Annotated in this window: 27 protein-coding genes, 1 tRNA gene and 4 pseudogenes; 13 read left to right on the top strand and 19 right to left on the bottom strand. The window is 63.8% G+C overall.

Translation table 11 applies throughout. The annotated features are described in order from the left end of the window. Positions 1-125: 125 nt before the first annotated feature. Complete coding sequence (locus FHU13_RS14280; protein ID WP_183436536.1) at positions 126-335, top strand: hypothetical protein; 210 nt, start codon at positions 126-128, stop codon at positions 333-335. Positions 336-428: 93 nt separating this feature from the next. Here FHU13_RS14280 and FHU13_RS14275 read toward each other — a convergent pair whose 3' ends face one another. Further along, on the bottom strand, positions 429-659 hold the full coding sequence (locus FHU13_RS14275) for a hypothetical protein (RefSeq protein WP_183436535.1): 231 nt from the start codon (positions 657-659) through the stop codon (positions 429-431). Positions 660-831: 172 nt separating this feature from the next. After that, complete coding sequence (locus FHU13_RS14270) at positions 832-1,287, bottom strand: hypothetical protein (RefSeq protein ID WP_183436534.1); 456 nt, start codon at positions 1,285-1,287, stop codon at positions 832-834. Here FHU13_RS14270 and FHU13_RS27760 point away from each other — a divergent pair. After that, positions 1,286-1,912 carry a hypothetical protein gene (locus tag FHU13_RS27760; RefSeq protein WP_246714661.1) on the top strand — a complete coding sequence of 209 codons (627 nt, stop codon included), beginning with the start codon at positions 1,286-1,288 and terminating at the stop codon, positions 1,910-1,912. The genes FHU13_RS14270 and FHU13_RS27760 overlap by 2 nt on opposite strands. Before the next feature lie 154 nt (positions 1,913-2,066). Here FHU13_RS27760 and FHU13_RS14260 read toward each other — a convergent pair whose 3' ends face one another. Then, positions 2,067-4,367: an MHYT domain-containing protein gene (locus FHU13_RS14260; RefSeq protein ID WP_183436533.1), complete on the bottom strand. Its 2,301-nt coding sequence runs from the start codon at positions 4,365-4,367 to the stop codon at positions 2,067-2,069. A gap of 494 nt (positions 4,368-4,861) precedes the next feature. Then, a pseudogene (locus FHU13_RS14255) lies at positions 4,862-6,188 on the bottom strand (IS701 family transposase). A gap of 149 nt (positions 6,189-6,337) precedes the next feature. On the opposite strand from FHU13_RS14255, the gene FHU13_RS14250 reads away from it, so the two are divergent. Together FHU13_RS14250 and FHU13_RS27755 are read left to right on the top strand one after the other, a co-directional pair. Next, complete coding sequence (locus FHU13_RS14250) at positions 6,338-6,565, top strand: hypothetical protein (protein WP_183436532.1); 228 nt, start codon at positions 6,338-6,340, stop codon at positions 6,563-6,565. 64 nt (positions 6,566-6,629) lie between these two features. Next, a pseudogene (locus tag FHU13_RS27755) lies at positions 6,630-6,775 on the top strand (transposase); the annotation flags it as partial. 183 nt (positions 6,776-6,958) lie between these two features. Here the strand turns inward: FHU13_RS27755 and FHU13_RS14245 are convergent. Continuing rightward, complete coding sequence (locus tag FHU13_RS14245) at positions 6,959-8,938, bottom strand: methyl-accepting chemotaxis protein (protein ID WP_183436531.1); 1,980 nt, start codon at positions 8,936-8,938, stop codon at positions 6,959-6,961. A 215-nt stretch (positions 8,939-9,153) separates the two neighbouring features. On the opposite strand from FHU13_RS14245, the pseudogene FHU13_RS14240 reads away from it, so the two are divergent. Then, positions 9,154-9,377, top strand: a pseudogene (locus FHU13_RS14240) (transposase); the annotation flags it as partial. On the opposite strand, the pseudogene FHU13_RS14235 reads toward FHU13_RS14240, so the two are convergent. The 7 genes and pseudogenes from FHU13_RS14235 to FHU13_RS14205 form a co-directional block, all read right to left on the bottom strand. Continuing rightward, a pseudogene (locus FHU13_RS14235) lies at positions 9,365-9,655 on the bottom strand (transposase); the annotation flags it as partial. The pseudogenes FHU13_RS14240 and FHU13_RS14235 overlap by 13 nt on opposite strands. 332 nt (positions 9,656-9,987) lie before the next feature. Then, on the bottom strand, positions 9,988-10,137 hold the full coding sequence (locus tag FHU13_RS14230; protein ID WP_210287644.1) for a hypothetical protein: 150 nt from the start codon (positions 10,135-10,137) through the stop codon (positions 9,988-9,990). 242 nt (positions 10,138-10,379) lie between these two features. Beyond that, the gene (locus tag FHU13_RS14225) at positions 10,380-10,733 is read right to left on the bottom strand and encodes a DUF3768 domain-containing protein (RefSeq protein ID WP_183436529.1); all 354 of its coding nucleotides are present in this window, start codon (positions 10,731-10,733) and stop codon (positions 10,380-10,382) included. Between the two features lie 4 nt (positions 10,734-10,737). Further along, positions 10,738-11,400, bottom strand: a complete 663-nt coding sequence (locus FHU13_RS14220; protein WP_246714660.1) for a hypothetical protein — start codon at positions 11,398-11,400, stop codon at positions 10,738-10,740. 481 nt (positions 11,401-11,881) lie between these two features. Next, positions 11,882-12,364, bottom strand: a complete 483-nt coding sequence (locus FHU13_RS14215; RefSeq protein ID WP_183436528.1) for a hypothetical protein — start codon at positions 12,362-12,364, stop codon at positions 11,882-11,884. After that, complete coding sequence (locus tag FHU13_RS14210) at positions 12,348-14,156, bottom strand: hypothetical protein (RefSeq protein WP_183436527.1); 1,809 nt, start codon at positions 14,154-14,156, stop codon at positions 12,348-12,350. Before FHU13_RS14210 ends, FHU13_RS14215 begins: the two co-directional genes overlap by 17 nt. 690 nt (positions 14,157-14,846) lie before the next feature. After that, complete coding sequence (locus tag FHU13_RS14205; RefSeq protein ID WP_183436526.1) at positions 14,847-15,383, bottom strand: hypothetical protein; 537 nt, start codon at positions 15,381-15,383, stop codon at positions 14,847-14,849. Between the two features lie 213 nt (positions 15,384-15,596). Here FHU13_RS14205 and FHU13_RS14200 point away from each other — a divergent pair, with 213 nt between their 5' ends. From FHU13_RS14200 to FHU13_RS14185, 4 genes are all read left to right on the top strand, one after another. Then, positions 15,597-15,752 (top strand): hypothetical protein, encoded by a 156-nt coding sequence (locus tag FHU13_RS14200; protein WP_183436525.1) that lies wholly within the window; start codon positions 15,597-15,599, stop codon positions 15,750-15,752. A gap of 137 nt (positions 15,753-15,889) precedes the next feature. Next, positions 15,890-16,099, top strand: coding sequence for a DUF938 domain-containing protein (locus FHU13_RS28585; protein ID WP_183436628.1), 210 nt, complete (start codon positions 15,890-15,892; stop codon positions 16,097-16,099). A 31-nt stretch (positions 16,100-16,130) separates the two neighbouring features. Then, positions 16,131-16,379, top strand: coding sequence for a hypothetical protein (locus FHU13_RS14190; protein WP_183436524.1), 249 nt, complete (start codon positions 16,131-16,133; stop codon positions 16,377-16,379). Then, complete coding sequence (locus tag FHU13_RS14185; protein ID WP_183436523.1) at positions 16,376-16,792, top strand: hypothetical protein; 417 nt, start codon at positions 16,376-16,378, stop codon at positions 16,790-16,792. The genes FHU13_RS14190 and FHU13_RS14185 overlap by 4 nt, the downstream gene beginning before the upstream one ends. Positions 16,793-17,157: 365 nt before the next feature. Here the strand turns inward: FHU13_RS14185 and FHU13_RS14180 are convergent, their stop codons facing one another. Then, positions 17,158-17,907: a hypothetical protein gene (locus tag FHU13_RS14180; protein WP_183436522.1), complete on the bottom strand. Its 750-nt coding sequence runs from the start codon at positions 17,905-17,907 to the stop codon at positions 17,158-17,160. 502 nt (positions 17,908-18,409) lie between these two features. Next, positions 18,410-19,357, bottom strand: a complete 948-nt coding sequence (locus FHU13_RS14175) for a hypothetical protein (RefSeq protein ID WP_183436521.1) — start codon at positions 19,355-19,357, stop codon at positions 18,410-18,412. On the opposite strand from FHU13_RS14175, the gene FHU13_RS14170 reads away from it, so the two are divergent. Beyond that, positions 19,356-19,511: a hypothetical protein gene (locus FHU13_RS14170; RefSeq protein ID WP_183436633.1), complete on the top strand. Its 156-nt coding sequence runs from the start codon at positions 19,356-19,358 to the stop codon at positions 19,509-19,511. The genes FHU13_RS14175 and FHU13_RS14170 overlap by 2 nt on opposite strands. Here the strand turns inward: FHU13_RS14170 and FHU13_RS28580 are convergent. The 5 genes from FHU13_RS28580 to FHU13_RS14145 all read right to left on the bottom strand — a co-directional run bounded on the left by FHU13_RS28580 (position 19,442) and on the right by FHU13_RS14145 (position 22,332). Then, entirely contained in the window at positions 19,442-19,711 is a 270-nt protein-coding gene (locus FHU13_RS28580; protein ID WP_183436520.1) for an excisionase family DNA-binding protein, read from the bottom strand. The two genes, FHU13_RS14170 and FHU13_RS28580, sit on opposite strands and share 70 nt — an antisense overlap. A gap of 57 nt (positions 19,712-19,768) precedes the next feature. After that, positions 19,769-20,695, bottom strand: coding sequence for a hypothetical protein (locus tag FHU13_RS14160; RefSeq protein WP_183436519.1), 927 nt, complete (start codon positions 20,693-20,695; stop codon positions 19,769-19,771). A gap of 211 nt (positions 20,696-20,906) precedes the next feature. Then, positions 20,907-20,981 (bottom strand) — tRNA-Gly (locus FHU13_RS14155). 116 nt (positions 20,982-21,097) lie between these two features. Then, complete coding sequence (locus FHU13_RS14150; protein WP_183436518.1) at positions 21,098-21,574, bottom strand: NUDIX domain-containing protein; 477 nt, start codon at positions 21,572-21,574, stop codon at positions 21,098-21,100. A 62-nt stretch (positions 21,575-21,636) separates the two neighbouring features. Continuing rightward, positions 21,637-22,332 carry a fumarylacetoacetate hydrolase family protein gene (locus FHU13_RS14145; RefSeq protein WP_183436517.1) on the bottom strand — a complete coding sequence of 232 codons (696 nt, stop codon included), beginning with the start codon at positions 22,330-22,332 and terminating at the stop codon, positions 21,637-21,639. Positions 22,333-22,528: 196 nt separating this feature from the next. Here FHU13_RS14145 and FHU13_RS14140 point away from each other — a divergent pair, with 196 nt between their 5' ends. The 3 genes from FHU13_RS14140 (at position 22,529) to FHU13_RS14130 (ending at position 26,038) form a co-directional block, all read left to right on the top strand. Continuing rightward, positions 22,529-23,983 carry an FAD-binding oxidoreductase gene (locus FHU13_RS14140; protein WP_183436516.1) on the top strand — a complete coding sequence of 485 codons (1,455 nt, stop codon included), beginning with the start codon at positions 22,529-22,531 and terminating at the stop codon, positions 23,981-23,983. A gap of 411 nt (positions 23,984-24,394) precedes the next feature. After that, a complete protein-coding gene (locus FHU13_RS14135; RefSeq protein WP_183436515.1) occupies positions 24,395-24,688 on the top strand; it encodes a DUF2218 domain-containing protein in 294 nt (97 codons plus the stop codon). Positions 24,689-24,778: 90 nt separating this feature from the next. Continuing rightward, positions 24,779-26,038 (top strand): aminopeptidase, encoded by a 1,260-nt coding sequence (locus tag FHU13_RS14130; RefSeq protein WP_183436514.1) that lies wholly within the window; start codon positions 24,779-24,781, stop codon positions 26,036-26,038. The last annotated feature ends 25 nt before the right edge of the window (positions 26,039-26,063 follow it).

Below are 26,063 nucleotides of genomic sequence, written 5' to 3'. Positions count from 1 at the left end.
ATACGATGAAGAAGACTAGGCCGCTTTCCATTCACTGCGGACTGGCACAGCCTAGCCCAGTCAATCAAAAGTCTCAGGTTGAGAGCGAACGAGAGCAAATGCAATCCAGCTAGGATAGCACGCGAATGACAGCCATGACACGCTTCACGCTTGGTGTGGTGATTTGGACGAGTGGCGCTGCCCTGCTGCTTTACGTAGCTATCGTCCTAATCAACCGCCTAGGAGACGGCCGTCGGACATTTGGCGTTGTATTTGAGGACAACTGGCACGTGACGCTGCCAGGCTTGACGCTGACATTCATCGGCTACCGCATCATGTCGCGTGCACGCTTGTGAAGAGACAGCCCGCTCGCTCCAGTCGCGAACGTCTTCAAGCCACCCAAATGAGACCTACGGCTCCATCAAAGAACGCTGCCGAGACCAAGGCTCTCAGTCCAGAGCCTGAGGGTGAGATCGCCTCCACATGTACCACCGGATGAAGCCTACCATCACCGCCGTGAAGGTTGACCCTACCAGGGCGTAGAAGATCTTGCTTGTGTCCCAGTGGAGCAGAAACTCGTTCGATCCGGGCTCGTGAGTGATCATCATCCCGATGCCAACGGCAACGCCGTACAGAGTGAACGTCACCGTGTCGCTGATGAGCTTCCTCAATAGGGCCATCTGACCTCCCGCCGCCGTCTGGTAGATGCCTCAGCGCACCGTTGTTCAGCCCTTGTTGGGTATAGGAAGGCGGAGTTCGAGCCGAAGCTTGAAAGGTGCGCCAAGTGCACGAGAGCGGCCCGCACGAGCCCGGCACTACTACTCCGGTGAGACTGTTTCGTATGAAACAGCCTCACTCTCCCTCGCCTCGCACGACGAAAGCGAAGGCGAAACCCGCGATCAGACCCGCTACAGCCCCGAGATACGTTGTTGAAAAGTAGGTGAGATCGGAAGCGATCACCGCACCAGCCGTCGCTCCGATACTCGGCAAGATGGTGGATCGAAACCACGGCCGATCTCGTGTCAGAACGGCTACGATCGGGAACAGAACGAACGACATCCCGACGACCGGCCATGCGACGTTTCCGACGCCGCGAACAGTCTCTCCCGCCAGGATTATCACCCCGAGCGCTGCGTGGCTGTCCCAACCATCAACGGCGGACGCGACGACGAGAAGGGTGACGACCGCGACAGCGACAAAGGGAACGCTCGCCGCTGAGGCCAAGCCTGCCAGCACGAGGGACAAAACGCGCGACGAACCCACATGGCTCTCCCACCATTGCCCGCGCGCCGTGTTACCGTTGCGCATGGATGCATTCTCCGATCCGCAGCCTGTAGCCCGTTACGCTGAAAATCCGCAGCGGATGGTACCCGGCTACGCCGACCTACAACGTATGGCAGGGCTACTTCTGGCAGAGCGTGCGCCGAACGATGCGCAAGTGCTCGTTCTCGGCGCAGGCGGCGGCCTCGAACTCACCATGGAAGACCATTCTGAGAGCGATTTCCTCAAAGCGTTCCTTGGCTGGTCCCTGATCGCGAGCGTGGTCTTGTTTTCATATCTATATCTTGGTGTTGTGCCCTACACTGGTGGAGTTGGCTTTCGACCGTGTCAGCCGATCGCTGTATATTCTAGTATCGATGTTTGTATAAACGAGGGGATCGTTAATCCGTCTGAGTGTAAAGCAGGGTTTGATTCTTTTCCTGAACGCAAGCGCTCGAGTATTGCAGTTGAAGGATTGGCATTTCACTTGCGCCTTGCACGACGCCCTCCTCCGAGCAGCATAGTCGTGCAAGATAATTTTGCACGATTAGACGATGGTTCTTTTATCCATACAAATGAAACTTGCAATATAAAACAACCGATTGTTGAAGGGCGTGCCGTCGAGCAGTTGAGCCGCCATAGATACCTTTATGCCAACCGTGGACAGCGTTGATTGCCAAGACTTTTGAAAGGTCCGCTCTCCACCCTTTGCGGAAGTCCGGCTTGGGACGGCTTCGCACCAGAAAGCGAACTCTGGCCGTGCGCTTAGAAGCGGTCGCGCTCTTGATAGCCGACCAGTGCGCCTGTTCAGCCAAAAGTAGTTAGGTTCACCCGCCCCGCACGGGCCGGAACGCGACAACCCGATCTGCTCCGTCCTCATGCTTGAGGCAGTCCGCGACCGCGTTAGCGAGATCGGCTTGTTGGTAGGGCTTGTTCAGCCGAGGCAGCGCAAGGTGGCTGTCCTGCGCCACCTCCGCATAGCCCGTCGCAAGTAGGATCGGGATGCGCGGCCACTCAGCCCTGATCGCCTCCGCGAGATGCTGGCCCGTCATGCCCGGCATGGCGTAATCTGTGATCACGAGATCGACCTTGCGACCTCTTCGCAAGAAGGTCAGCGCCTCCTCTCCGGACGAGGCTTCGAGTACCACATGCCCGAGGTCGTCCAGCATCGCCGCTGTGTTCGCCAGGACAAGTGCGTCATCATCGACCGCCAGAACTGTCAGCGAGCGCGTCGCTGCACCAACCTTCTGGACCGCGTCAGCCGCGACCTCGTCGGTCTCCTCTCTGGTCTCGGCAACTGGAAGCCAAACCTCAGCGGTCGTGCCCGCGCCCACGCGGCTCTTGAGGACCAGGGCTCCACCAGACTGCTCGGCAAGGCCATGCACCATGGACAGCCCGAGGCCCGTTCCCTTGCCCACGCCCTTCGTCGTGAAGAACGGCTCCATCGCTTGCCCCAGCGTGGCCACATCCATGCCCGTGCCCGTGTCCGATACCCAGAGGCAGACGTACTTGCCCGGCGAGAGACCGCGCACCTGTTCTGCTCCAACCGTCTGCTCGCGCCCGCCAATCGTGATAGTGCCGCCATTGGGCATGGCGTCCCTCGCGTTCACGACGAGGTTCAACAGCGCCAGTTCAAGCTGGTTGGCGTCCGCATAGGCGTAGGGCAAGCCCAGAGGGAAGTGCGTCTCGATCTGCACCTGCGGGCCGATGGAACGGCGAAGCAGGTCCTCCATGCCTCGCACAAGATCAGGAGGACAGACTGGCTCGGGCTTCAGACTCTGCCGCCGTGCAAAGGACAGCATGCGCTGCGTCAACGAGGCTCCGCGCTCAGCCCCTTGGATCGCGTGCTCGACAAGGCGCGTGAGCCTGGGGTCGTCGGGCAGGCGCTTGCGCAGGAGGTCGAGATTGGCAATCACCACGGCAAGCAGGTTGTTGAAGTCGTGCGCGATGCCGCCGGTTAGGCGTCCAACAGCCTCCATCTTCTGGGCCTGCCGCAGCGCCTCCTCCGCACGTCGTCTGGCGGTCACATCGACGATGCCGCCAAGCGCGCGCAGGAACCCGCCCTGCGCGTCGCGCTCGACTTGCGAGGATAGGAGAACGTCAAGGGGCTCGCCGCGATGGGTCACGAAGCGGTACTCGGCGTCGCGAAGCGCGCCGCTCGCCAGGAGCTTGGGCCAATCCGCCTGAACGCGGCGGCGCGCTGACTCCTCATTCATGAAGTTGATCAAGGGGCGACCCACAACGCTCTCGCGCGGGTAGCCGAGAAGGTCGAGCCAAGCGTCACTGACCTCCTCGACACGGCCCTCGGCATCGAGGGCGTGCAGCGGCAGCGGCGTCTTGCGGTAGAGCGCCCGGAACTGCTCCTCGCTCCGGCGCAAGGCTACGGCCTCTCGTTCAGCGAGCACAGCAAAGCGGCGGTCGAACATGGCCGCGATCAGCGAGAGGAACAGGATCAGGAACGTGGTGGCGGCGACGGCAAGGGCGAGGTTCGTCTGGCCGATGCTTGCATAGCCGTGCCCGCCGTCAGTCACGCCGTGAGCGGTGAAGGAGGCGGCATACATGGCCGTGTAGTGCATGCCCGAGACCGCAACGCCCATCACACCTGCGGCCACGAGCTTTTGCACCAGCCCCGTGTTCTTGAAGGCCAGCCAGAGCGCGATGGTCGAGGCTCCGACCGCGATCAGGATCGAGACGGCCACCCACAGCGCGTCGTAGCGCAGGGAGGCGGGCACATGCATTGCGGCCATGCCGGTGTAGTGCATGGACGCGATGCCGATACCCATGAGTAGGCCGCTTGCAGCGAGAGCGAAGCGGCTCCTCCTGGGCCGGTTCACGACGGCAAAGCCGATCCCGGTGACTGCGACAGGCACGATCAGGGAGAGGAGCGTGAGGCTGAGGTCGTAGTGCGCCTCCATGCCCGGCATGCTGAAGGCGAGCATGGCGACGAAGTGCATGGCCCAGATGCCGCCACCCATGGCCAGGGCTGCGGTCGCGAGCCATGCGTGCGCCGCCCAGCCCGTCGCGGCCCGGATGCGGCCTGCGAGATCAAGAGCGGTGTAGGAGGCGACCGTCGCGATGAGGATCGAGAGGGTGACGAGGGTGCTGTCGTGGGCTCCTGACACGGACATACTCGCCTACTCGCATGGGCGCGAAGCGGCTGCCCAGGCAGACCTTAGGAGGCTTTATAGCTGCCTCCAAGTGACTGAGTTTGTCAGGCGGGATCGTGTTCAGCGAAGCTCGCGGGAACAAGCTCCGAGAAGGGTCATGTCCGGCCGCTCACCGCGTCGGGCGAATGACTGCTTCCCACCCCTTGTGGACATTCGAGCCGCCGAATCCAAAGGTCCAGATGGGGTGAAAAGTGGGTGTTCAATTGCAGTGAAGGACACGTTATGGTTGCGGGCTGAAGCGAGCATTCCGGCTGCCCGACCAGCCACAGCTCCAAGTACGCCCAGAGGGAGAGAGGCATATGGCCCTTGCCAGTTCAACTTGAATCGAGTGTGCCTGCCTTCAGCCCGCACTTTGAAAGACGACACGCCGCATTGCTTGTCAGTTCGCGGCAGCTTCCTCGGCGAACATGCAATCTGATCGGATCCCGCTCTAGCACTACCTGGGCACTTTGAGGTCAGACGGCAGCCGGAAGCGGCGCCGACAGTGCGGGCATCGCATGGGCGGGATGAGGCCGACGAACAGCCGGCCGATGATGGCCTGACGCACCGCCGGCAGGCTTGGAGACGGCGGCGGTCCCGGTAGGCCGGCCACCTTTTTCCCCCCGACCCGCTCGTTCGGGCCGAGCAAGGCGCAGATGCTGCAGGTAGGCGCAGGCGATGCACGTCATCAGCGCGTGCCGGTGCAGGCCGGTCCAGGAGCGGCCCTCGAAGTGGTCGAGGCCGAGTTCCTCCTTGAGCTGCTGGTGGGCCTGCTCGCAGACCCAGCGCGCCTTGATCGTGCCGGCCAGGGCCCGCCGGGTCGTGCGGGGCGGCAGGTTGGACAGGTAGAACTTGCGCTCGCCCGAAGCGCGCCACTCGCCCACCAACCAGACCTCGTCGCCCGGCAGATGGCGGTTGTTGGCCCAGACCGGGCCGTCGCCCACCCGCACGCGTGTCATGGCGAACCGGGCCGAGAGCGCGCCCTTCGTGCCCTGCCGCCACGTCACGCGCCGCCAGGGCAGCGCGGCCAGAACCGCCTCGGCCTCCCGCGGCTCTTAATCCGGCACGGGTTTGCGCGCCCGCCCGCCCGGCTCCACCAGCCGCACGCCGGGATCGTAGACCTTCTGGTTCCGGGCGATGCCCACCGCCCCAGGCCATTCCGCGCGCGTCGAGGCCATGCCGGAACACAGCGCTACAGCCATAGCCGGCATCGGCCAGCACCACACCGAAGCGGATGCCCTCGGTTCGCAGGCGGTCGAGTTCGCAGAGCGCGATCTCGCCCTTGCTCTGCGGCACGACCGCCGCTTCGGGTACGCCCGCCCTCTCACACCGCTTCGGGTCAGCGAGCCACTCCTCCGGCAGGAACAGGCGCAGGGCGACCGGCACGGGCACCTCGCCCCGCGCCAGGGTGAGGGAGACGAGCGACTGGCAATTGGCCTTCTTGCCGAGCGCCCCACAGTACTGGCGCGCCACGCCCACCGAGTGCGTGCCCTTCTTCGGCAGGGCCGTGTCGTCAATCACCAGGCAGGCATCGAATCCGCCGACCAGCCGGTCCGCGGAGCGAGCCAACTCTGTCCAGAGCGGGCTGTCGTCCCAGGCCGGGCTGGCGATGAAGTGTTGCAGTTGGTCGTGGCCCGGCAATCCGAGGCGGGCCGCCATCGGCTGCAGGCTCTTGCGATCACCCGGACCGAGCAGACCGCGCAGGTACAGCGGCGCCCAGGTCCGCCGCGTCTTGCGCCCCATCGCAGCCAGAAACGGGGCCAGCCATACATCGAGGTCCGGCCCCGACGATCTCTCGCCCATGTCCGTCTCCCGCAGTGCCACCACAGGATAAGAACGCCCACCGCCCCTCAAAGTGCCCAGGTAGTGCTAGGCCCTGTTAGCGTCTGGGCCGGTTTGGGTTATGCTCGCCGTCGGCCTTGGTGACCCCAAACGAGGTCAGGTGGAGTGGCATGAGAGCGGAGACCAGGAACGGCTTGGCCGGGCTCATGATGGTGACAGCGTCGCTCTGTGTGGGGGCGGTGGTCTGGTTGAGCGCGTCACACGTCGGTCTGGCGTTGATCTGCGGCCTGCTCGCCTTGCTCGGGCTGGTCAGCGCCTACAGCCTCCTTGCTCATCTGCTCGGCTGGCCGCCTCCGAAGTGGAGCGACGTCTGGGCCATCGGCTATCTCCTGCCCTGAACGCCCTCACCCGCGCCGTTCACCCACCTATGCCGAGGTGAGCGGCGGAGGATCAGTTGTGGCGGTGTTGACGGACGCGCAATGGGCGGAGTTGGAGCCCCTCGTCGAAGCCTGCCACCCCATGCCAAGGTGCTGCCCTCTGATCTGCTGCGCACGGTTGAGGTCATCATCTGGCGGTGCACGAACGGCGCGAAGTGGCGGGCCGTCCCAACCTGTATCGCGCGACGGACTGCCTCTGTCGTGCGGGCGCTGCCGTGAAGAACTTGGCTCATTGCGCATCCCTCGCTGCATGGTGGTCAAACATACCGCCAAACCGCGGGATCAAACACCTAACACCGGGGCACAGTAGCCCCAGCGCTAATAGTTCACTGAGCTGTGACGCCGCTGGCAGATTCAGGCTGCCTGAACCTCTGCAAGAAAGCGGTCAACCTCCGCACTGAGGTGCTCTGACTGTACCGTCAATTCGCCAGCCGCCCGCAGGACCTGATCCGCAGCAGCTCCTGTGTCTTCGGTTGCACCAGCCACGCCTGCAATATTTGATGTCACCTCGCTCGTGCCCATCGCGGCCTGAGCCACATTGCGCACGATCTCCTGTGTCGCCGCACCCTGCTGCTCTACTGCAGCAGCGATACTCGCGGCCACTCCACTAATCTGCTGGACACGCGCTGTGATGCTGCTAATGGCCGATACGGCCTGACCTGTCGAGCCCTGAATTTTACCAATGTGCCCACTAATTTCTTCAGTGGCTCGCGCAGTTTGATTGGCGAGCTCCTTCACCTCAGCGGCTACGACTGCGAAACCCCTGCCTGCTTCGCCGGCCCGTGCCGCCTCAATCGTTGCGTTGAGCGCGAGGAGGTTGGTCTGACCCGCAATCGTGGTAATCATCGTCACGACGTCACCAATCTTGCTCACGGCACCGTTCAGCTCTTCTACAAGCGACGCGGTTTCTGCTGCTTCCTCAACAGCGGCTTGTGCCAACGCCGCGGACCCGCTTACCTGCCGGCCGATCTCCTGAACGGAGGAGCCAAGTTCCTCAGCAGCAGCCGCAACGGTATTGACGTTTGAGGCTGCCTGTCCTGCAGCGGCGGCTGCCGCAGTGGATTGGCTGGCGGTGTGAGTGGCGGTGCCCGCCATGCTCCTTGCCGTAATCTGCAGCTCAGTCGCAGCCGAAGTGACCATGTTAACGATGCTGCCAGCAGAGGCCTCAAAGCCACGGATAAGCACGTCGAGTCTCTCCGCCTGCCGCACCTTTGCTTCGCGTGAAATCTCCTGATCTGACTCAAGTTGCCGCTGTGCAATCATGTTGGAGCGGAAAACTTCGACGGAGCGCGCCATGGCCCCGATTTCGTCACTCCTAGCCGTCGATGGCACTGTGTTGGCGAGTGATCCGCCGGCCAAGGAAGACATAGTTGCATTTAGAGCCTTAATCGGGTTTCCGAGATGTCGGGTTAGAAGCATGGCAATTGCAACGGCCCCCGCGGACACAAGCCCAAGCACGGTGAGCAACATCAGGATTGCTCGGTTGCGGGCGGCAACTAAGCCCGAGATGTCATAGGCAACCTCAACCGTGCCGATAGCCTGGCCCGAATAGTTTCGCAGCGGCGCGGCAAGAACCGCAACGGGATGGTCGTTGAGGCGGAGCTCTTTCAAGGGGGTCGCGGCTGTCAAGGCAGTTTGATAGTCGCTTGGTTCGAGAAGTTTCTTCTCGGCGAAGGTTGCGCCGAGCGTTTCGAATTTGCCCTCGACCCAAGCATGCACCGCGACGTCCACGCCGAAGCGGTGCTTCAACTCAGTAAGGAATTCTTGGTTTAGGGGCGCACCCACATCGGTGATGCCGACCAAAACGCCTTTGTCGAACGTCGGAATGCTCGCAAAAATAGAAACATTGCCGCGACCAGGCTCGATCCCAGTCATAGTCTTGCCCGTCTGGATCGCGTCGCGAACCATGGAGCGCCGCTGGAGAACGTCGTCACCGCGCACTGTGGGTGCGTGCACTCGTGCGAGGTTGATTCCCGAAGGCAGGTGAAAGCTAAGCAAGCTAAGATTAACGTCTGAGCGAAGCGCCGGAACGATGGGTTCGAAACGTTTAACGAGAAAATCCGCATCCTTCTTCGTGAATGCATGCACGACGGCGTCGTCGCTGGCTATGGTCAGACCCACGCCAAGAGCTCGCTTCCCTTGAGCGGCCATCGTAGCCGTAACAGACTCATAGCGCTGCTGTAGCAGCGCCTGAATGGTGATGTCGTTGGAGCTCCGCAGTTGTTGGTATCCCACGAGCCCGACAGCACCTGCGGAAGCGAGAGTAGCTGTTAAAATCGAGATCACGAGCTTGCTGCCGATCGATTGCAGCGCCACAAAGCGAGGCGTATTCATTTAGATCTCAATTCGTTGAGCAGACCAGGCAAGCCCATCGCATTGTAGGTTTTGCGTGCTTAAATTTGCGCTAATATCTACCGCCCCCACGGGGATTCGAGCGATTTTCACGGCGCAATGTTACCTTGACCACGCATTGGCGTCCCCCGTCGCTTTGGTCCGGCCTGAGCGCGAGTTTTCCGGTTTTGTGAGACCCTAACGGGAGGAGCGGAGCCGTGAAGAAGAGCAGGTTCACCGAAGAGCAGATCGCCTTTGCGCTGAAGCAGGCCGAGACCGGGACGCCGGTCGTGGTGGTGCTGCGCCGGACAGGCATCTCCAAGCAGATATTTCACCGCTGGAAAAGCTCTGTGCCGGTCTGGGCACGGGTTAGCTGCGCCGGTTGAAGCAGCTTGCGGAAGAAAACCCTAAGCTCAAGCAGCTAGTGGCCGATCTGGGCCTACTGCCGTCGAGGAAGGTCATGCCCCGCGCGACGCCGCGTTCCTGCACGCGGTCGGGCAACCGTTCCAAGACGCTAGCCCGAGCCCAACGGATGAAGATCTGCGCCGCCTGCCACCAGAGACTCAACTCCTCGGCGATGGATCGCCACGTGGCTCCGTTCTGATGCCGCTAGAGGATTGCCGAGGTCGTACGTCGAAGCTCCTTGGGTGGCGTCTTGCCCTTCGGCCAACACTCCTCGATCAGCGGCTCCAGCTCATCCCGCTGTGCATCCGGCAGCATCACCGCTCCTCTCCCGGAAACGAGGAAATGCCAGCACTGGCGAGCCATTCAGGCGACGAGAGCCCTAGCAGCGTGCCGTGCTCGGGATGAACGCCGAACAGCAGAGGTGTTGTTCAGCCCATGCGCACAGCCTCGGCGCCGAAGCGCTCGATGAAGTCGGTGCAGGCCTCGTGGATGTTCGCCCAGGCGGTGGCGCCAAGGTACCGGCACGGCGGATTGGTAGGGCGGAGGGCACCGATGGCCTTGCGCCACTCGGCGGCTCGCCGTCATCGTTGTTGCGGTCGTCGGGTAGTCGTGATGGGCCGCTGTCCTGGCGCGGCGCGATGAATGCTTCAGATCTTGAGGTGCGGCGCGATTCGTACGAACACGTTCCAAGCGGTGGTGACCGCCGCTCGCGTTTGCGGATCGAGGTCGAGGTGGGGTGAGTCGGGCGCGGTCATAAGCATGAGCAGCGCCGCCGCCATCCCGAGCGCGGTGGTCATCAGCCGAGCGTCGGTGAGTTGCTGGATGCCGACCACGAGCTACGGCGGGTACTCGCCCGGCGCGAACGGCCAATACTGGCGGACGAGGTACGCAAAGCCGCCCGGTCGATCTTCGTTCGCCGGCTCGAACCCGAGCATGCGAACCTTGGCGGGTGCGTCCGCTCCTGCCTCAGCTTCACCTCGCACCACCCAGGGGCCGGGCGTCGGCACCCGAGCGGAAGAGAGTTTGCGCCCACCCACCGTCAGTACTCCTCGGCGAGCATGACGGTTAGCACCCGCACGGTGACGGCGGGGTCAGTCGAATCGGGCGAGGCGAAGGTGAGCGTCCGGTCATACGCGTCGATCTTCCAGAAGGCGCGCACCTCGCCGGATGCAACCTCGCCGAAATCGTGCTCCCGGTGCGGATCGTTGTCGGCATCGAAGGCATCGAAGGCATCGAAGTCTCGCACCATCGCCAAGAGCGAAGTGCGCGTGGCCTCGGGTAGGGCTACTACGCCAGCCGTCAGCACGACCCGCCCGCTGGAGAAGCTCCGGCGGAAGGCATCGTTGAGGTCGCGCACCTGATGCGAGTGCGCGGCGACGGATGGGACTGCCACAGCGCTAGCCCAGGCCCTCGCGCGAGCCGGGCGGCATCAGCGCAAGGTCTTTGCGAGCCCGCGTGAACTCGCCGTCATCGGGGAAGTCGCGCCAGCGCAGCACGAACGCGTCATTGGCCTTGGTGTAAAGCACCACTGCTTCCCACCAGCCCTCCATCGGCCCCTGGCAGGCGAGCACGGTGCTGCCAATGCCGATGGCAGCCCAGTCATTCGGCGCCTTGGGCGCACCGCCGGGGGCATCCGGGCTGCCCTTGCCGCCCGAACCCGCGCCGGTGGGCGGAGGGGCATCAGCGGGCTTGCCTGCGGCCTTACCGGGCATCGGCGTGTCGGGTGTGCCGGTGGCCGCGAGCAGCCGGGCGTAGAGGTCGGCCTTCACGAAAGGCACGAAGCCTTTCCCACTCGGAAAGAGGCGCCCAGCCGGAAAGCGGTTGGCGAGGTCGCGCAGCGCAGCCGTATCGGCTACGCCAAGGTGCAGGCCCATCAGCCGGGCAGCCGCCTCCACCCCGGCCAAGTTGCTGCCGTCAAACCGCGAGGCATGGGGCCGTCCCTGCTCGTCACGCCCGAATAGGATGACGGCTGAGGGTGCTGCGCCGACTTGAGCAGCCGGCGTCACCAAGGCTGGCGGTGCTGCGAAGGCTGCGACGGCGGGAGACGGATCAAGATGCAAGGCTGGCTCCTGAAATGAAGAAGGCGGCCCGGAGGCCGCCTGTTGTGCAAGAGTTGTTATGAGGTCGGTCGAGACCAATGGGGCGATGAGAAGCCCTTGTTCGCTGTCGTTGAGGGCCTGGGCTCATCATGTCACCTGACGGACTAGCGCCGCAGCAGGCGGCGAGCAATGTATACAGGACATAATTCCTAATTGCAAGCACGTCCTGTGGCGACTGGCGATTTATAGTGCGCCTCGGCGGGGGCTTTGCAAGACTTCGCGCAGCCCTTTCCGCCGCGAGATCTTGTTCGGACTCGTTGGTGCGATCCAGAGCCGAGTTCTGCTGCTTACCGACTATTCGCTAGCGCACGCGCATAGGCGCAGCTTTCACCTCACGCTCCCCGCTCCGGCTGTCCACCCACGAAGCGGCGGAATCCCACTGGGGCGGGCCGACCGCTTTGGTTGCACGCAGAGATCGAGCCGCGGCGCCATTTCAAGCCACTCACGACGTTCCGCCTACGCCGAGCGGTTTCGGTTTCCCACCGATGATCGTCTCCGCGATGGTGTTGCAGACGAAACCGTTTTGGAGGCCGACGAGGGTAAGTCCCACAAATCCGCTCGCCGTGATCGTCTCCAGGTTCACTGCCTGCAATAGCACGGCGTAAACGACGGGAGAGGCAAAAATGCCGAGCCAGAAGTCTGCGCCACGGAGTGCCCGGCCGATCGACGGGCCAATGGCAATTTCTACGTTCCCGGCGCCCTTCTGCGACTTGATCTCTTGGTACACGGCACCGACGAAGACGCCCACGAGAAGCGTCAGGTAGCCATAAACTCCGAACGCTATTTGAACGCCGATCTTGGTATCGTCGGCTCCAGCCAGAAACAGTGAGTCGCCGAGGATGAACTTCAGGACGTAGACAACCCAAAATACGAGACCGGCGGCCGCCAAAAAGATCGAAAGCTGAACACTAGTGCGATTTTCCACTTCGCGCCCCCTTAAAAACTAAAACCCGCCGGTCGTATTTTCGATAGTAGATCCAATCCCCCTCGATGTTCGCCGCGATCTGCTCTCCGGGTCCAAAGCTCTGACGGCGTATCGGGCTGAGCCGCTTTTTGGAGAAGTCGGCGAGATAGGCGCCGCCCTCGACGAGGTTCACTATAACGCGGTTGTCGCCGATGGGATAAGACGCTGCGATGGGGAGCGTGTCCGGCCCCCGTCCGACGGACGGACCTAGCTTTTCCGACGTTGGCGGCTCAGTATCGGCCTTTTCAGCGCTATGCATCTCGACGTTTCGGAAGATTGGCGAGCCGGTCAGGAAAAAAGCTTCGCCGGCTGCGTCGGAAACGGTCGCCTTCTCGATGAGCTGTGCGGGACCTACCCGACGCGTATGCCAGATCCCTTCGCCAGACAAGAGCATGCGGACAGTGGTTTGCGGGATGAGCTCCGGAGAGAGCGCCAGCCGGTAGTTTTCCCCGCCCACGGAAAAAGTGATCATCGGCCGCCCGGCCGCGTCCACATCGAAGGTTCGCGGCAACAATATACGGATATCGAAGCCAATCGACTTGCTCTCAGTGACGAGATCTTTGATCTGTCGATGTCGGATCGAGCCGTCTTTCCCGATTATTGCGACACTGGCCCTTCCAGCTTCGCAAAACGTCGCGTAGGCGTAGTCACTTGGTTGAGGCGGAAGAATGAACTGCTTAACGCAGGAGTTGTCGCCGAGCTTACTTCGCAGATCTACCTCGGAGAGTACGTCACCCGTTTCACCCTTTATGGCGACGAGCCGACCGTCGCGGCGCAATGTGATGGTTTCGCCCGGCCGTCCCGGCCACGAGTACCGCGCAGTCGGCTCGCCGCCCATGTCCTGGATGACTCGACGATATTGCCGACCCGGTTGCAGTTCGGCGAGGTCGAGCGCTAGGATCGGTTGCTTATCTCTTCCGACAACATGCAGCTTCGATCCGTCGATGTAGGCGTACTGGAAGTGATTATTGAACTCTATTTCGGACGGCCTGAGCTCGAGGAGGTAGGTCGTCGAGGCTAAGACGCTCCTTGCGACCGACATTTTTCGGATCGCGTCCTCGTCGCCGGCAGCATTCGCAGCGTCACCGAGTCCTTTTAACAGCGACTGGAACCGTCCGAGGAAGGCCGGATGGTCCCTAGTTTGGGACAGGATCGGGAACGGGCTGTCGAACAGTTCGTCGGCCAAGAAACTAACCGCGACGCTCAGATGATCGACGATGCGCTGCAATGGGGTTACGTCACCGAAGAACCCGCTCAGAGTGGAGACGGTCTCCGGGATGTGCGCCGCCCGGCGAAGCGTCTCGGTCGAGTAGAGCGTCTGAAGAACTCGGATGGCGAAAGCGTCCGCTTCGAGCTCTCGGCTCGAGCCCCGCAAATGCGCCAGGGCACTCCACCAACCGCGATGCAGTTGCCGATGCCCGAGTTCGTGGGCCAGGACGAAGTACGCGTATACGCGAAGGGGCGCTAGGACGTTCTCGTCGAGCGCATTCTCCGCGACGGCGAGCACATTCCGTGAGCCGAGGCGGAAGTAGGAGGCATCTATGAAGATGACATCCGAGGACGAGACGTAGGCGGCGTTCCCTTTTGGAATGGCAGCGACGGTGGACTTGTCCGAATTTACTATATAGACGTTGAGGCGTCCGGGTTTATGTAGCTGATTGACGGCGACCAAGTCGTTTGAACCTTCGGTCCTAAGAAGTGTCGCGATGAAGCTCGTCAGGGCGTGCGTTTCGTTTGGATCGAGCTGGCGCACAACTCCGTCCCGTACGAGGCGATCCGCAAGTTCCGAACTTCGATCTTGTCCGAACAGCATGAAATATGCTGTGGATAATACGGCGAAGGCTAATACGGCAAACCGCACTCTCATTCGTTCGTTCCTACCCGTTTCCTACCGCAGCGCGGATTAATCCGCACGGCTGAGGCCTTCGGAGCTTGCCGGTGTGGGCCTACGATCTCTCTGGCGTTTCTGCTCTGCAAATGCAGGAGGATGTTGCGTCGCTTGGCGATAATCAGTGGGGCAGCGCGTCCAGGCGCGGGCGGGCAGGATCATTATGCATAAATGCGCCCGGAACCAGACATTCCGAACTTGAGGGATGGGTCGATACCGGACGGCCACTCACCAGAAACTGAATGTCCGCTGTCGGGCGGTGGGCTAATGTCTGCTCATGGCGGATTTTGTTGAAAAACTCCGGGGCCCTGCGCCAAGCGTCGCCCAGCACAGGTTGCCGGAGAATGTTTGTTCCTTACCAGAGATACGATGCAACGATAGCCGCGCATCCTGAGCAATCCGGAAGTAGGATCTTCTCCTGAAACCGCGGCTGGCGGTGCTGCTTCGGGCCGATCCCGAGTTTTTCAACGAAATCGGCGCATAGCCGCCCTCATCCGCTGGGTTGCCCATCACTGCCGTCGCACTGTCGCCGACATGCTGAGAGCCGACGTCCCGTCAGCCGGGCAACCAATCCGACCCAATCAGATGGTCGAACCGATCTGCCGACGCAGGCAGCAGCAGGTCGCGATATCCCCAGGTGGCGACGTGTGCGGCGATTGCCAGCTCCAACTCAATCGCGCGCAGGTCGCCCGGTAGATCGTGAGTGAGAGGAGCCGCAAGTTGGGAGACGCGAGCGCAGCCCTGCTGAGTCGCCGACGGGACATTCCACATGTGATGGGTCATGCGGCAGGCGTCTTCGATGCCGGCGCCTCCAGCCTCAACCGCCGCTGCCGCACGGAAGCTTAAGAGTGACTCAAGCGGCTGCTCGTCGAAGCGGCCCGCGAGATCGTGGTACGAGCCGGTGGTGGCCGCCGCGGCGACGGTGATCGTGATGCTGTCCTCATGCGTTGCCTGGCAGGACTGGGCCGAGACGGCGAAGCGGCCGTGCCACGCCAAATGATCGAGGCCGAGGAGGCGCAGGGATCGGGTGAACTCATCGGCGAGCCGGTTCGGGGTGTAGCCGTCGAGCGCCGCGATGGGGTCCTGGTCCAAGATGATACCGCCAAAAGCGATCCAGCCGTGAGGCTTGGCTGCGAGCAGTTGTCGGCATGTCCCAGCCAGCCAAGCGTCGCCGAGAGAGCGGCAGACGGGGCAAGCTGCCGACGTGCAGGGCGCCGAGCCGCAGCACCCGGCGAGGCGGCGACCGCCGCGTTGAGCAAGCGCACCGGGGATCTCCTCACTGAGGTACCGGGCGAGGAGAGCCCCATGGCCGACAAGCTTGGGAAGGGGCATCGAGGTGCCAGGGTGCCGAGCGCGATTGTAGAGGCCGGCGCGCCACAGGTTGGTTGCGCCGGGTCTGCTGCCTGCACCACCCGCGACGGCGCACTCGACGGCCTCGATCTCGGCAAGGAGCTCTGCTGACATGGGATCTGGTCCTTTGTGGTTGAGGCTGCTCGCGGCAGCCCCGAACCTTTACGGACCGAACTGAGCGGCTTCTTGAGCCGCCCTGCTGAGGGCAAGATGACCGGCGCTCACCGCATTCTGTCCCTGGCGGCGTTCTGGTCCTCTACGGCGCATTTTTCGAGGACCATCGGGAGACGGCACTGAGCAGTCGCGCGTTCGACCTCGACCCTCGGTCTCGTGAACTCGACTGGGGCCTGCGGGCGCTGAGCGACGTCGATGCTGCGGCCCGGCGCGAAGGATTGCACCGGGAGGCCCGTATCGCCATGCCGGACAACGACCTTTCGCTCGTCTATCGAAAGGGTTGACGACTGAGGGCTGTGGCGCAGGAGGAGGGCTATGAGCAGATACGATCCGCTTCGGGATCATCTCCAACGGCAGGCCGCGGACACCGTGACGATGTCGTTTGTCGAACTGGACTCGCTTGTGAAGCTGCCGGCCTCGGCCAAGCGCTTCGACTTCTGGTGGGCGAACGACGACGTGAAAACTACGATCCACGCCCAGTGCAAGGCATGGCAGGACGCGGGCTACGTGGCCGAGCCGAACTTGCGAGGGAAGCGGGTCACATTTCGGAGGATCGAAACGTGACGCTGCGCCGTCCTTCCAACGGCTGGGAGACTATGCCGCCGACTTCTAATCAGGAGCTGATCTCGGTGGACGTCACCTCGGCTTGGTACTGGGAGGGCAACGTCGTCGATGCCGTCGAGCGCCACCTTTTGTGGGATGGGTGGAAGATCGTGGGAAAGGCCGACACCCTCAGCAAGGCGCGCGGTGTTGATCTGAAGGCGTCGAGGCCTGGAAGGTCACTGCTGATCGAGGTGAAGGGTTATCCCGCCTCGACCTATCGCGACCCGCTGAGGGCGACTGAACCGAAACGGACTCCGCCAGCCAGCCAAGCTCAACAATGGTACTCGCACGCGATCCTCAAGGGCATGCGGCTGCAGCATGCTTACCCGGAAGCGGAAATTGCCCTGGCGTTCCCTGACTTCCCTCGATACTGAACACTCCACGATCAGACCCGATGTGGGCTCGGCAAGCTCGGCCTCGCGATCATGTTCGTCACCGAGAGCGGCCACGTGGACCGATTCGGCCCGTGAACCTTCGAAGCCGACTGGTGCGTATGGAACTGCGTGCCGACGAGCTTTCATGCTCCGGCGATGCACGTCGCGGCGCTATAGCCGGCCGCCGCGTGGTTTAGGCCGGCGGCGTGAGTTCTTCGCAGCCTCGCGGTCACGTTCCTGGGCCATGCGAGCCCAATCTTGAGTTCGGGCCTTGCAGTTGATGTTCCCTGCATGCGCTTGCCCTCACACTGTGTGATGGAAGGGCCGGCTAGGGTAGCGAAGTACCAACGCCTGCCACCGCGCTCTTATCGCCGCCGTCGAGCGCGCGAAGGCGAGCCTGATCGGCACCGAGGGCCGGAGTGAGCCCGAACGCTTCGCAGCGCAGCCTCCCTTGAAGCCTTCAGACGCTCGGTAGCCAGACGTGGGGCACGAGCCTCTGCGTTGATCGCGCTGAGAACCACTTTGCCCCCACCAGTCGCGAAGGCGAGGCGATCCAGGGTCCAACCCGACATCACAATGGTCATCCGCGCTAAGTCGCAGGGTCTCAGTTCACGCTTCCGCTGCGTGAAGCGGCCGGTCGTCCGCACCGTGATTTCCCCTGTCTCTGTATCGCGATGCTCTTTCTTGCGAGCCCAAATGCGATGATCGCTCATCGGCGCCTTCAGCATGTAGAAGGTCTGTCCGACCCATTCCTGCCGAGCGAGGGGACGGTAGTGTGCAGCGGTGACGCCGGGCACGAGGGTGTGATAGCGGGCGTTGATCACGCGGCAGCGTTCAGCCAGCCAGCTTTCAGATGGTCCCCAAAGGATCAAGTGGACGTGCCAGGACACTGCCCGGTCCATCCCAGCCCAGACCACCCCGACGTTCGTATAGAGCGCAGCCTCGACCATGCCGATGGAACTGCATCCTGGGAACACGGTGCGCGCCCAGGCCTGCAATCGCTTCGGATTGAACTCGCCTGCTTTGCGGAGGCCGAACGTGTATCGATCTACGATCAGCGTCACGAAAAATGCCGGTGTGCTCCGGGGGGAGCGCGTCGGCAAATCGTCCGACATGGGTGGTGGCGATCCGTGCGTAGTTGATTCGCGCGGTGATGTTGTTGGCCGGCAGCCGATTCGCTGAACCCGGATCAATTTCGTCGCATACGGCTCTTGGGAGCCGAACCGATCCTTTGCGATCTATGTGCTGATAGTTGCCTAGCCTCAACGCCTCATGCCGATGGGCAGCATCAAAGGCGGGTTGGGTTCTGAGCGGTACACGGGGCTTCAGGGCCGATAGGGGCTTAGGGGTTCTAGTTGGTGTTGTTGGCGTAGGTGCCTTCGGCAGGCTTGCCGAGGGGATTGATGAGGGCTTTGGGCGTGTGTTCGGGGTGTTCGTGGGGTTGGGGGGTATTACAAGTACACGGTCACTACGACATCGCTGCCGGTCGCTTTCCGTTCCGGGCCGAGAGTGAACCCGCTGTCTTCGCGCGTGCGCCCGGACGAGCCAATCTGGGATAATGAGGTAGGCCATCGTTCGTCTTGCCCTCGCAGCGCTGCACAACGACTCGAATTGGGCTCAGAGCGGGGGCACATCGCCATCAGCTCGGCCCTCAGTGCGCTCAGCTAGTTCCAGCATGTCCGCCACTCGGCGCAGGACCGTTGAAAGGTTGCCGTTTACGATCCCGGCCTCAATCACGTCCGCGACTGGCGACAACGTCGTTTCATTGATCGAGGTGCTACAAGAGCCGCCGACCTCCGCACCTCGACCGTGGCTGATCTGAACCCAGGGCGGTTCAATCTCGGCGACTGAGGCTGTGCAAGGCGTGTCCTCATCAATCTCCGTGGGCGCGCCAGCCTTCAAGGCCGCGCGGATTCTCTTCGCCTTGACCTTGCAGTCACCAATGTCTGCTTCCTCTACCCAGCCAACAAAATCAGTGGGGCTAAGGCCCTTTACACGGGCGACCAGCAGCAGGGAGCCGTAGTCAGAGCAGAGCTTCCGCTGCGGTTCATTTTCAGGCTTGGCTGTAAGCTGAACAGCGATCAGTTCTGGCTTCGTCATCGAAGGCCGCCGAACGCGAGCGTCCGGTGGGAATTTGCTGATCGCGACTTTGATCGCCTCCTCGCCTCCCCGGAGTAGTTCGAGGAGGAGCAAGTAGGCCAGCACCAACATGGCGATGCGGTTCTCTCGCCGGTTTTGGAAAAATCCTCGCCCGTTGAAATGGGCGCAGTCTTCAATGGCTCGGAGGAGCGCGGGGTTAGCTCTTTCGCCCAGACCGAAACAACTTTCGGCAGCAATGCTATCAGCCTTCGTGTTCAGGAAACTAGGGATGTCCTGAGGCTTGACTGCTTGTGTCGCGTCTAGGCTTGTTTCGTGAACGCCGAAACAGTGAGGGTCGTTCTCCGCCACTGCGGAAGGGCCCGGGACGTGCGACTTTAACGTGACCCGTACTTTCCTGATCGGACGCAACGTCCGTCGCACAATTGCGCCAGCACCCGCTGCGGACCGCTCGGTTTGCTTGTTCATGGTCGGGCTCCTCACCGGCAAGCGCTTCGAGGTCGATGACGTCACGCGACTCCTCAAGCCGCGCTGGCAGGCTAGGACCGACGTTCATCGCGCGTCTCCGGCCGTCGCGTCGTTCATCGTCGTTGCCGGCCGCGTGAGCGCGGCGACGAACTGATCGAGTTGCTCCACGGGGACGAGCGTGCGACGCCCAACCTTCACGACGCCGATCTTCTTAGCAGCGACGAGGCTGTAGAAGTTGGTTCGGCCGATTCCGAGAATGAAACAGCTCTGTTCGACGGATACCAGACGCTTCTGGAGACCTGCCGGGAGATCCTGTCGCCTGCTGGGCAGAGGTGGTGTGCTCTTGCGTCTCATCCCGTGACCGTGACGGCATCGGGGCGTAGGCTCCACCTAATGCAGGGTTCGGAACCGTTAGGATTTTTTCTTTCGGGCGCGCTCGGGCTGCGAGGGCGTGCTGTTGAGCAGAACGAGCGTCGTCGTCTCTTCCGCCCGCCATTGGCGCACGATCTTTCTGGCCAGCACTTCGAGAACCTTTTCCGAGACTCCTCCTGCCTGCGTGAGCCCTTGCGACGTGAGGTACTGCCGCATCGCTCGCATTATGTGTTCGTTGCGCCCGCGTTCATCTTTCAGGTCGCTAACGGCAATGTAGCGCCACGCGGCAGCGACCACCTCGTCGAGGATGCGGCTCTGGTATTGCCGGTAGCGCTCGAACCATTGCTTGTCAGGCACAGGCTTGTAAGAGTACATAAGCCGCAGTGCGCGCAGTGCATCGATGATAAAAACTTCGCCGCAGAACTTTGAACTGCCCTGATTTGGTGGATCTGTGTCAATAATCGGCTCGTAGATGCCACGTGCGCTGAGCTGATGGATGAACGGTAGCGGAACTTCACAGTATGACAGGTGGATGTTTGTGGCCACGAGGTTGGCCGGGTCACACCAGTAGTGCCTATGAATGATCTGAATCCCAGGGTCGTCGAGCGGTTCGAGATCCTCCGGGCGATCCCCCTCGTCGTTGAGGTCCCTGAAGTACCGGCGGCCACTCGCCGGGTCCTCGATAATGCCTTCCCTTCGTCGCACAATGAGAGGCGCGCTTTCTCGGCCGAGACGAATGCCGGCCCGTATCACCCCCGTTTGAAGGGCGAGCAGTACCTGCTCCGCCACGAACCATCGCCGCACGGTCGGGGTGTCGGAGGGCCTTTGGTCGAGCCTCAGGCTCAGCGAGGTCACGTCACTGTCCTGCCACGCTGCGAAGGCCGCCTGCCCGACCATGTCGCAGAAGCCGCGCAGCGATAAGGGAACCTTGACTAAGGCGGCAGCGGGAAGGCGGGTCGATGGCACGGCGTCACCTCTGAACGGCCCCGCTTTGGGACGGCTAAGTTCGAAGGAGCATCCTGACCAACGGCCGGACGGGCGCGCAAGCGCGGCACCGCTTACGTTCATCACCGGAGGTGGCCGTTGCGAAAGTGGCACCCCAAACGGCCCCCAGCTCAAGAAACGACAAAGGCCGCGCGATGGCGGCCTTGTAAGTCGTTCGAATGGTTGGGAAAACTGGAGCGGGCGAAGGGATTCGAACCCTCGACCCCAACCTTGGCAAGGTTGTGCTCTACCCCTGAGCTACACCCGCTCTCTTGTCCGTCCGTTCGGCGCCGTGGGCGCCCCCGTCGGTGGAGGTGTGTAAACACTATCCCGCCGGAGGATGCAAGCGCCAAGTTCGAGGCGGGTTCGAGATTTTTGCGCGGCTCACCAAAGCTCGGCCGGAGGTTGTCCGTCGCGGATCTCGGCGAGGCGGGTGCGGGTGGCGCGGGTGGTGTCGGCCGGCAGGGCGTCGAGTGGAAAGAACCCCGCCTCGGCGATCTCGCGGTCGGGCTGCTTCGGGCCCGTGACGGTGAAGGCAGGAACGATGTAGACCGCGATGTGGTCGCGGCGCAGCGCGCCGGGATTCAGGAAGAAGCCGTGCAGCCGCAAGGCGGTCTCGGGTGCCACCACGATCTCGGCTTCTTCACGGAACTCGCGGGCCATCGCTTCCGGGCCGCTCTCGCCCGGGTCGATCCCGCCGCCCGGCAGGTGCCAGCCGCCGACATAGGTGTGGCGCACGAGGCAGACTCTGTCCTCCCCGTCGATGGCGACGCCGCGCACGCCCAGCGTCATGCCGCGGGTCAGGAGCGCGGCCCGCAGAGCCAAGCGGTGAAGCCAGGGGCGGTCGAGATTCAGGATCATGCCGGGTCTTGTAGACGGTGACGTCGTGTCCGTCCCACTTGGTCCGTTCCGCCCCGGCCCGCTCACACGACCCTCAAGGCGATCGCCCCCACGCCCTCGATCCGCGCGCTCATGGTCTGTCCGCGCCGCACCGCCCCGACGCCCGAAGGCGTACCGGTGAAGATCAGGTCGCCGGGATGCAGCTCGAAATAGGTCGAGAGCAGCGCGACCTGCTCCGGCACCGACCAGATCATCTCCGAGAGGTCGCCCCGTTGGCGCTCGTCACCGTCGACAGCCAGGGTGATCGCTCCGGAGCGGGGGTGACCGATGACGCCCGCCGGTCGTAGGGGGCCGATCGGGGCGGAGAGGTCCGCCGCCTTGCCGAGCTCCCAGGGCCGAGCCTGCCGCTTGGCCTCGTCCTGAAGGTCGCGCCGGGTCATGTCGAGGCCGACGGCGTAGCCGTAGACATGGGTGCCGGCACTCTCCACCGGGATGTCGCGCCCGCCGCGTCCGAGGGCGGCCACCAGCTCCACCTCGAAATGGTAGTTCTCGGTGCGCGGCGGGTAGGGATGCTCGATCGTCGCGCTTTCGGGCACGACTTGGAGCGTGTCGGCGGGCTTGAGGAAGAAGAAGGGCGGGTCGCGCTCGTCGGCGCCCATCTCGCGGGCATGGGCCCGGTAGTTGCGGCCCACGCAATAGACCCTGCGCACGGGAAACAGGTCGGCACTGCCGTGAATCGGCAGCGTGGCGCGCGACGGGTTCGGAATCACGGACAGCATGGCGCCTCAAGCCTCGTCTTCGCCTGGGAGGACGGAACGCGATCAATCGGGCGGCGATCCGCCGCGGGAAGAAAACCCGCGAATGCCCGGAGCGTGCCATCCCTCGATCGTGCCTTTCCCCATCATCCACGGCCGTCGGTGCAATCTCCGTTCGACGGGCCTATCTCAGGCGGACAATGCCTTCGCCCGCTCGCCGATGACCGACGCCCGCTCCTCTCAGGACCGCCTCCTCGCCACGCTCGCCGAGCGGCTCGGGGAGCGGCACGTGCGCACCGATCCGGCCGGTCTCGCGCCGCATCTCGTCGAAACGCGCGGGCTGTATCGCGGCCACGCGCTGGCCGTTGTGGCGCCGGGCACAACCGAGGAGGTCGCCTTCACCGTGCGGGCCTGCGCCGAGGCGCGGGTGCCGGTGGTGGCGCAGGGCGGCAATACCGGGCTTGTCGGTGGTGGCGTACCCTTCGGCGGGATCGTGCTGTCCCTGAACCGCCTCACACGTCTGCGGGCGATCGACCCCCTCGGCGCCAGCATGACGGTGGAAGCCGGCATGATCCTCGCCGACGTGCAGGCGGCGGCGGCAGAAGCCGGGATGCTGTTTCCGCTCTCCTGGGCGGCGGAGGGTACGGCGCGGATCGGCGGCGGGCTCGCCACCAATGCCGGGGGGCTCGCGGTGCTGGCCTACGGCAATGCCCGCGACCTCGTGCTCGGGCTCGAAGTCGTGCTCGCCGACGGGCGGGTCTGGAACGGGCTCAAGGCGCTTCGCAAGAACAATGCTGGCTACGACCTCAAGCACCTGTTCATCGGCTCGGAGGGCACGCTTGGCATCATCACCGCCGCGACCCTGAAGCTCTTCCCCAAGCCGGTGTCGAGATGCGTGGGCTTCGTCGGGCTGCCCTCGGCGCGGGCGGCGCTCGCTCTGTTCGAGCGCCTGCGGCGCGCCGCCGACCGGGGGCTGACGGCCTTCGAGTACATCCCCCGCTTCGGCCTGGAGATCGTCTTGAAGCACGGCATCGACGTGCGCCCGCCGCTCTCCGGCACCCATGCGGCCTGCGCCCTCGTCGAACTGTCCTCGCCCCGCCCCGGTGCCGACACCCGCGCCGAGATGGAGGAATTGCTCGCCGAGGCGATGGAGGCGGCGCTGGTCGAGGATGCGGTGATCGGCGGAAGCGCGGCGCAAGACGCTGCCCTGTGGCGCCTGCGCGAATTGCTGCCGGAAGTGCAGAAGGCGGAAGGCGGCTCGATCAAGCACGACGTCTCGCTGCCGCTCTCGCGCCTCGCCGACTTCCTCGAGGAGGCGAGCGCCGCCTGCGAGGCAGAGATGCCGGGCCTACGCCCCTGCCCGTTCGGGCATTTCGGCGACGGCAACATCCACTTCAACTTGACCCAGCCGGTCGGCATGGAGAAGGCGGCGTTCCTGAGCGAGTGGGGTCGCTTCAACGCCATCGTTCACGGCATCGTCGAGCGGATGGACGGCTCGATCGCCGCCGAGCACGGAATCGGCCTGATCAAGCGCGACGAACTCGCCCGCACCGCCGATCCGGTCGGCCTCGACTTGATGCGGCGGCTCAAAGGCACGCTTGACCCGCACGATCTGCTCAATCCGGGCAAGGTTGTGGCCCTGTCCGACGACCCGCCATCGGCCCTCCCGGTCTGAGGATCCGCCCGGCACGCGATGTCACGAGCAATGCGACGAGCGGCGTGAGGGGGCACACGCGGGAACGCGAAGCGTCGTCTCGCCGTTATTGTGCAACGCACAAGAACGCGCCATGATCCGTTTCCTGCGGACGGGAAACAGCCTTGCGCGCAACCGGAATCGAGCGCCGGATGATGAGATCGTTAACCTTTGCAGCACGACAATCGCCCTCGGCGGCGGCCGGAAGCGGAAGGGACCGCCTCGGTTTTGTCGCATGACGATTTTAGCCCTCGTCTTACATGCTGCGTTGCGGTGCCCTGTCTTCGAAAGGCGATGCGCTGCAACAGCGGGAGGGGGTGACTCATCCGAGGCGTGGTTCGCGGTGTGCGCGTCGTGCGCACCCGTCCGCACCGATTTTGAAGGAGACCATCGATGCCCATCTCACAGGCCCGGGTGCCGACCGCGGAAGCCAGCCGCTACCTCAAGCAGCTCTGCCGCCATTGGAGCCACAAGTTCCCCGTCGAGGAAACCGGCGACAAGGGCCGGGTTCCGTTCGGCGAGGACCGCATCTGCACCTTCGAGGCGAGTCCGGATGCCCTGGTGATGCAGGTCGCTACGCCCGACCCGGCCGGCCTGACACGGCTGGAGAACGTGGTCTCCGACCACCTCCTCCGCTTTGCCTTCCGCGAGAATCTGGGCGAGATCACATGGTCGCGCGCGGCCTGAGCCGCGGACCGCTCTGACGGATCGGTGTTTGGGGCCGGGGAGACGGCGCGCAGCGGGATAGCCTGGAGATCCAAGTCCGTGAGCCAATCCATGAGCCAGATGCCGGGAACGGTCGCCCTCCCCTTCACCGAGCGCCTCGATCGGCTGGCGGAGGTCGCCGTGCGGGTCGGCCTCGGGCTGCAGCCGGGCCAGGAACTGGTGATGACGGCGCCCCTTGAAGCGGTGCCGCTCGCCCGCGCCATCACCGAGCATGCCTACAAGGCCGGCGCCGCGCTGGTCACCACCTTCTACGCGGACGACGCGGCCACGCTCGCGCGGTTCGCTCACGCTCCGGACGAGGCCTTCGACAAGGCCGCCGGCTGGCTCTATGCCGGCATGGCCGACGCCTACCGTAGCGGGGCGGCGCGCCTCGCCATCTCTGGCGACGATCCGTCCCTGCTGGCGGGCCAGGACCCGGCCAAGGTCGCCCGCGCCAACCGCTCGCGCTCCCAGGCCTACGTGCCGGCGCTGGAGCTGATCGCGGGCTTCTCCACCAACTGGACCATCGTCTCGGCCGCGACCAAGCCCTGGGCCCGCACGGTCTTCCCCGATCTGCCCGAGGACGAGGCGGTCGTTCGCCTGTGGGACGCGGTGTTTTCCGCCTCCCGCGTCGACGGAGCCGACCCCGTCGCGGCCTGGGGCGAGCACAACCGCGACCTCGCCCGCCGCACCGACCGGCTCAACGGCGCCCGCTTCTCGGCCCTGCGCTTCCGCGGCCCCGGCACCGACCTGACCGTGGGGTTGGCCGACGACCATGAATGGTGCGGCGGCGCGACCACCGCCAAGAACGGCATCGTCTGCAACGCCAACATCCCGACCGAGGAGGTGTTCACCACGCCGCACCGGGCGCGGGTGGAAGGGTACGTCGCCAGCACCAAGCCGCTCTCCTACCAGGGCACCCTGATCGACGAGATCCGCGTGCGCTTCTCGGAAGGGCGCATCGTCGAGGCGCAGGCGCGCACCGGCAGCGACGTGCTCGCCAAGGTGCTCGATACCGACGAGGGCGCGGCCCGCCTCGGCGAGGTGGCGCTGGTGCCCGCCTCCTCGGCGATCTCGGCCTCGGGCCTGCTGTTCTACAACACGCTCTACGACGAGAACGCCGCGAGCCACATCGCCCTGGGGCAGGCCTACTCCAAGTGCTTCCGCAATGGCGGCGAGGGCCTGAGCGAGGCGGACCTCGCCGAGCGCGGCGCCAACCGCAGCCTGATCCACATCGATTGGATGATCGGTTCGGCGGAGATCGACGTCGACGGGCTCACCGCCTCGGGCGAAGCGGTGCCGGTGATGCGCCGAGGCGAGTGGACCGACTGATTTTTTTGTCGAGCGCCGTCCGCCG

It is taken from the genome of Methylobacterium sp. R2-1, assembly GCF_014191355.1.
In the GTDB taxonomy this organism is placed as follows: domain Bacteria; phylum Pseudomonadota; class Alphaproteobacteria; order Rhizobiales; family Beijerinckiaceae; genus Methylobacterium.
The sequence above is the reverse complement of the archived record's forward strand: the minus strand, read 5'-3'. Positions and strand labels throughout refer to the sequence as shown.

Bases quoted from the DNA above. Each gene is read 5' to 3' on its own strand.
- FHU13_RS14280 (WP_183436536.1), top strand. From the start codon at position 126: ATGACAGCCATGACACGCTTCACGCTTGGTGTGGTGATTTGGACGAGT.
- FHU13_RS14275 (WP_183436535.1), bottom strand. From the start codon at position 659: ATGGCCCTATTGAGGAAGCTCATCAGCGACACGGTGACGTTCACTCTG.
- FHU13_RS27760 (WP_246714661.1), top strand. From the start codon at position 1,286: ATGGATGCATTCTCCGATCCGCAGCCTGTAGCCCGTTACGCTGAAAAT.
- FHU13_RS14270 (WP_183436534.1), bottom strand. From the start codon at position 1,287: ATGCGCAACGGTAACACGGCGCGCGGGCAATGGTGGGAGAGCCATGTG.
- FHU13_RS14260 (WP_183436533.1), bottom strand. From the start codon at position 4,367: ATGTCCGTGTCAGGAGCCCACGACAGCACCCTCGTCACCCTCTCGATC.
- FHU13_RS14250 (WP_183436532.1), top strand. From the start codon at position 6,338: ATGAGAGCGGAGACCAGGAACGGCTTGGCCGGGCTCATGATGGTGACA.
- FHU13_RS14245 (WP_183436531.1), bottom strand. From the start codon at position 8,938: ATGAATACGCCTCGCTTTGTGGCGCTGCAATCGATCGGCAGCAAGCTC.
- FHU13_RS14230 (WP_210287644.1), bottom strand. From the start codon at position 10,137: ATGACCACCGCGCTCGGGATGGCGGCGGCGCTGCTCATGCTTATGACC.
- FHU13_RS14200 (WP_183436525.1), top strand. From the start codon at position 15,597: ATGGCCGACAAGCTTGGGAAGGGGCATCGAGGTGCCAGGGTGCCGAGC.
- FHU13_RS14190 (WP_183436524.1), top strand. From the start codon at position 16,131: ATGAGCAGATACGATCCGCTTCGGGATCATCTCCAACGGCAGGCCGCG.
- FHU13_RS14180 (WP_183436522.1), bottom strand. From the start codon at position 17,907: ATGTCGGACGATTTGCCGACGCGCTCCCCCCGGAGCACACCGGCATTT.
- FHU13_RS14170 (WP_183436633.1), top strand. From the start codon at position 19,356: ATGGTCGGGCTCCTCACCGGCAAGCGCTTCGAGGTCGATGACGTCACG.
- FHU13_RS14175 (WP_183436521.1), bottom strand. From the start codon at position 19,357: ATGAACAAGCAAACCGAGCGGTCCGCAGCGGGTGCTGGCGCAATTGTG.
- FHU13_RS28580 (WP_183436520.1), bottom strand. From the start codon at position 19,711: ATGAGACGCAAGAGCACACCACCTCTGCCCAGCAGGCGACAGGATCTC.
- FHU13_RS14150 (WP_183436518.1), bottom strand. From the start codon at position 21,574: ATGATCCTGAATCTCGACCGCCCCTGGCTTCACCGCTTGGCTCTGCGG.
- FHU13_RS14145 (WP_183436517.1), bottom strand. From the start codon at position 22,332: ATGCTGTCCGTGATTCCGAACCCGTCGCGCGCCACGCTGCCGATTCAC.
- FHU13_RS14140 (WP_183436516.1), top strand. From the start codon at position 22,529: ATGACCGACGCCCGCTCCTCTCAGGACCGCCTCCTCGCCACGCTCGCC.
- FHU13_RS14135 (WP_183436515.1), top strand. From the start codon at position 24,395: ATGCCCATCTCACAGGCCCGGGTGCCGACCGCGGAAGCCAGCCGCTAC.
- FHU13_RS14130 (WP_183436514.1), top strand. From the start codon at position 24,779: ATGAGCCAGATGCCGGGAACGGTCGCCCTCCCCTTCACCGAGCGCCTC.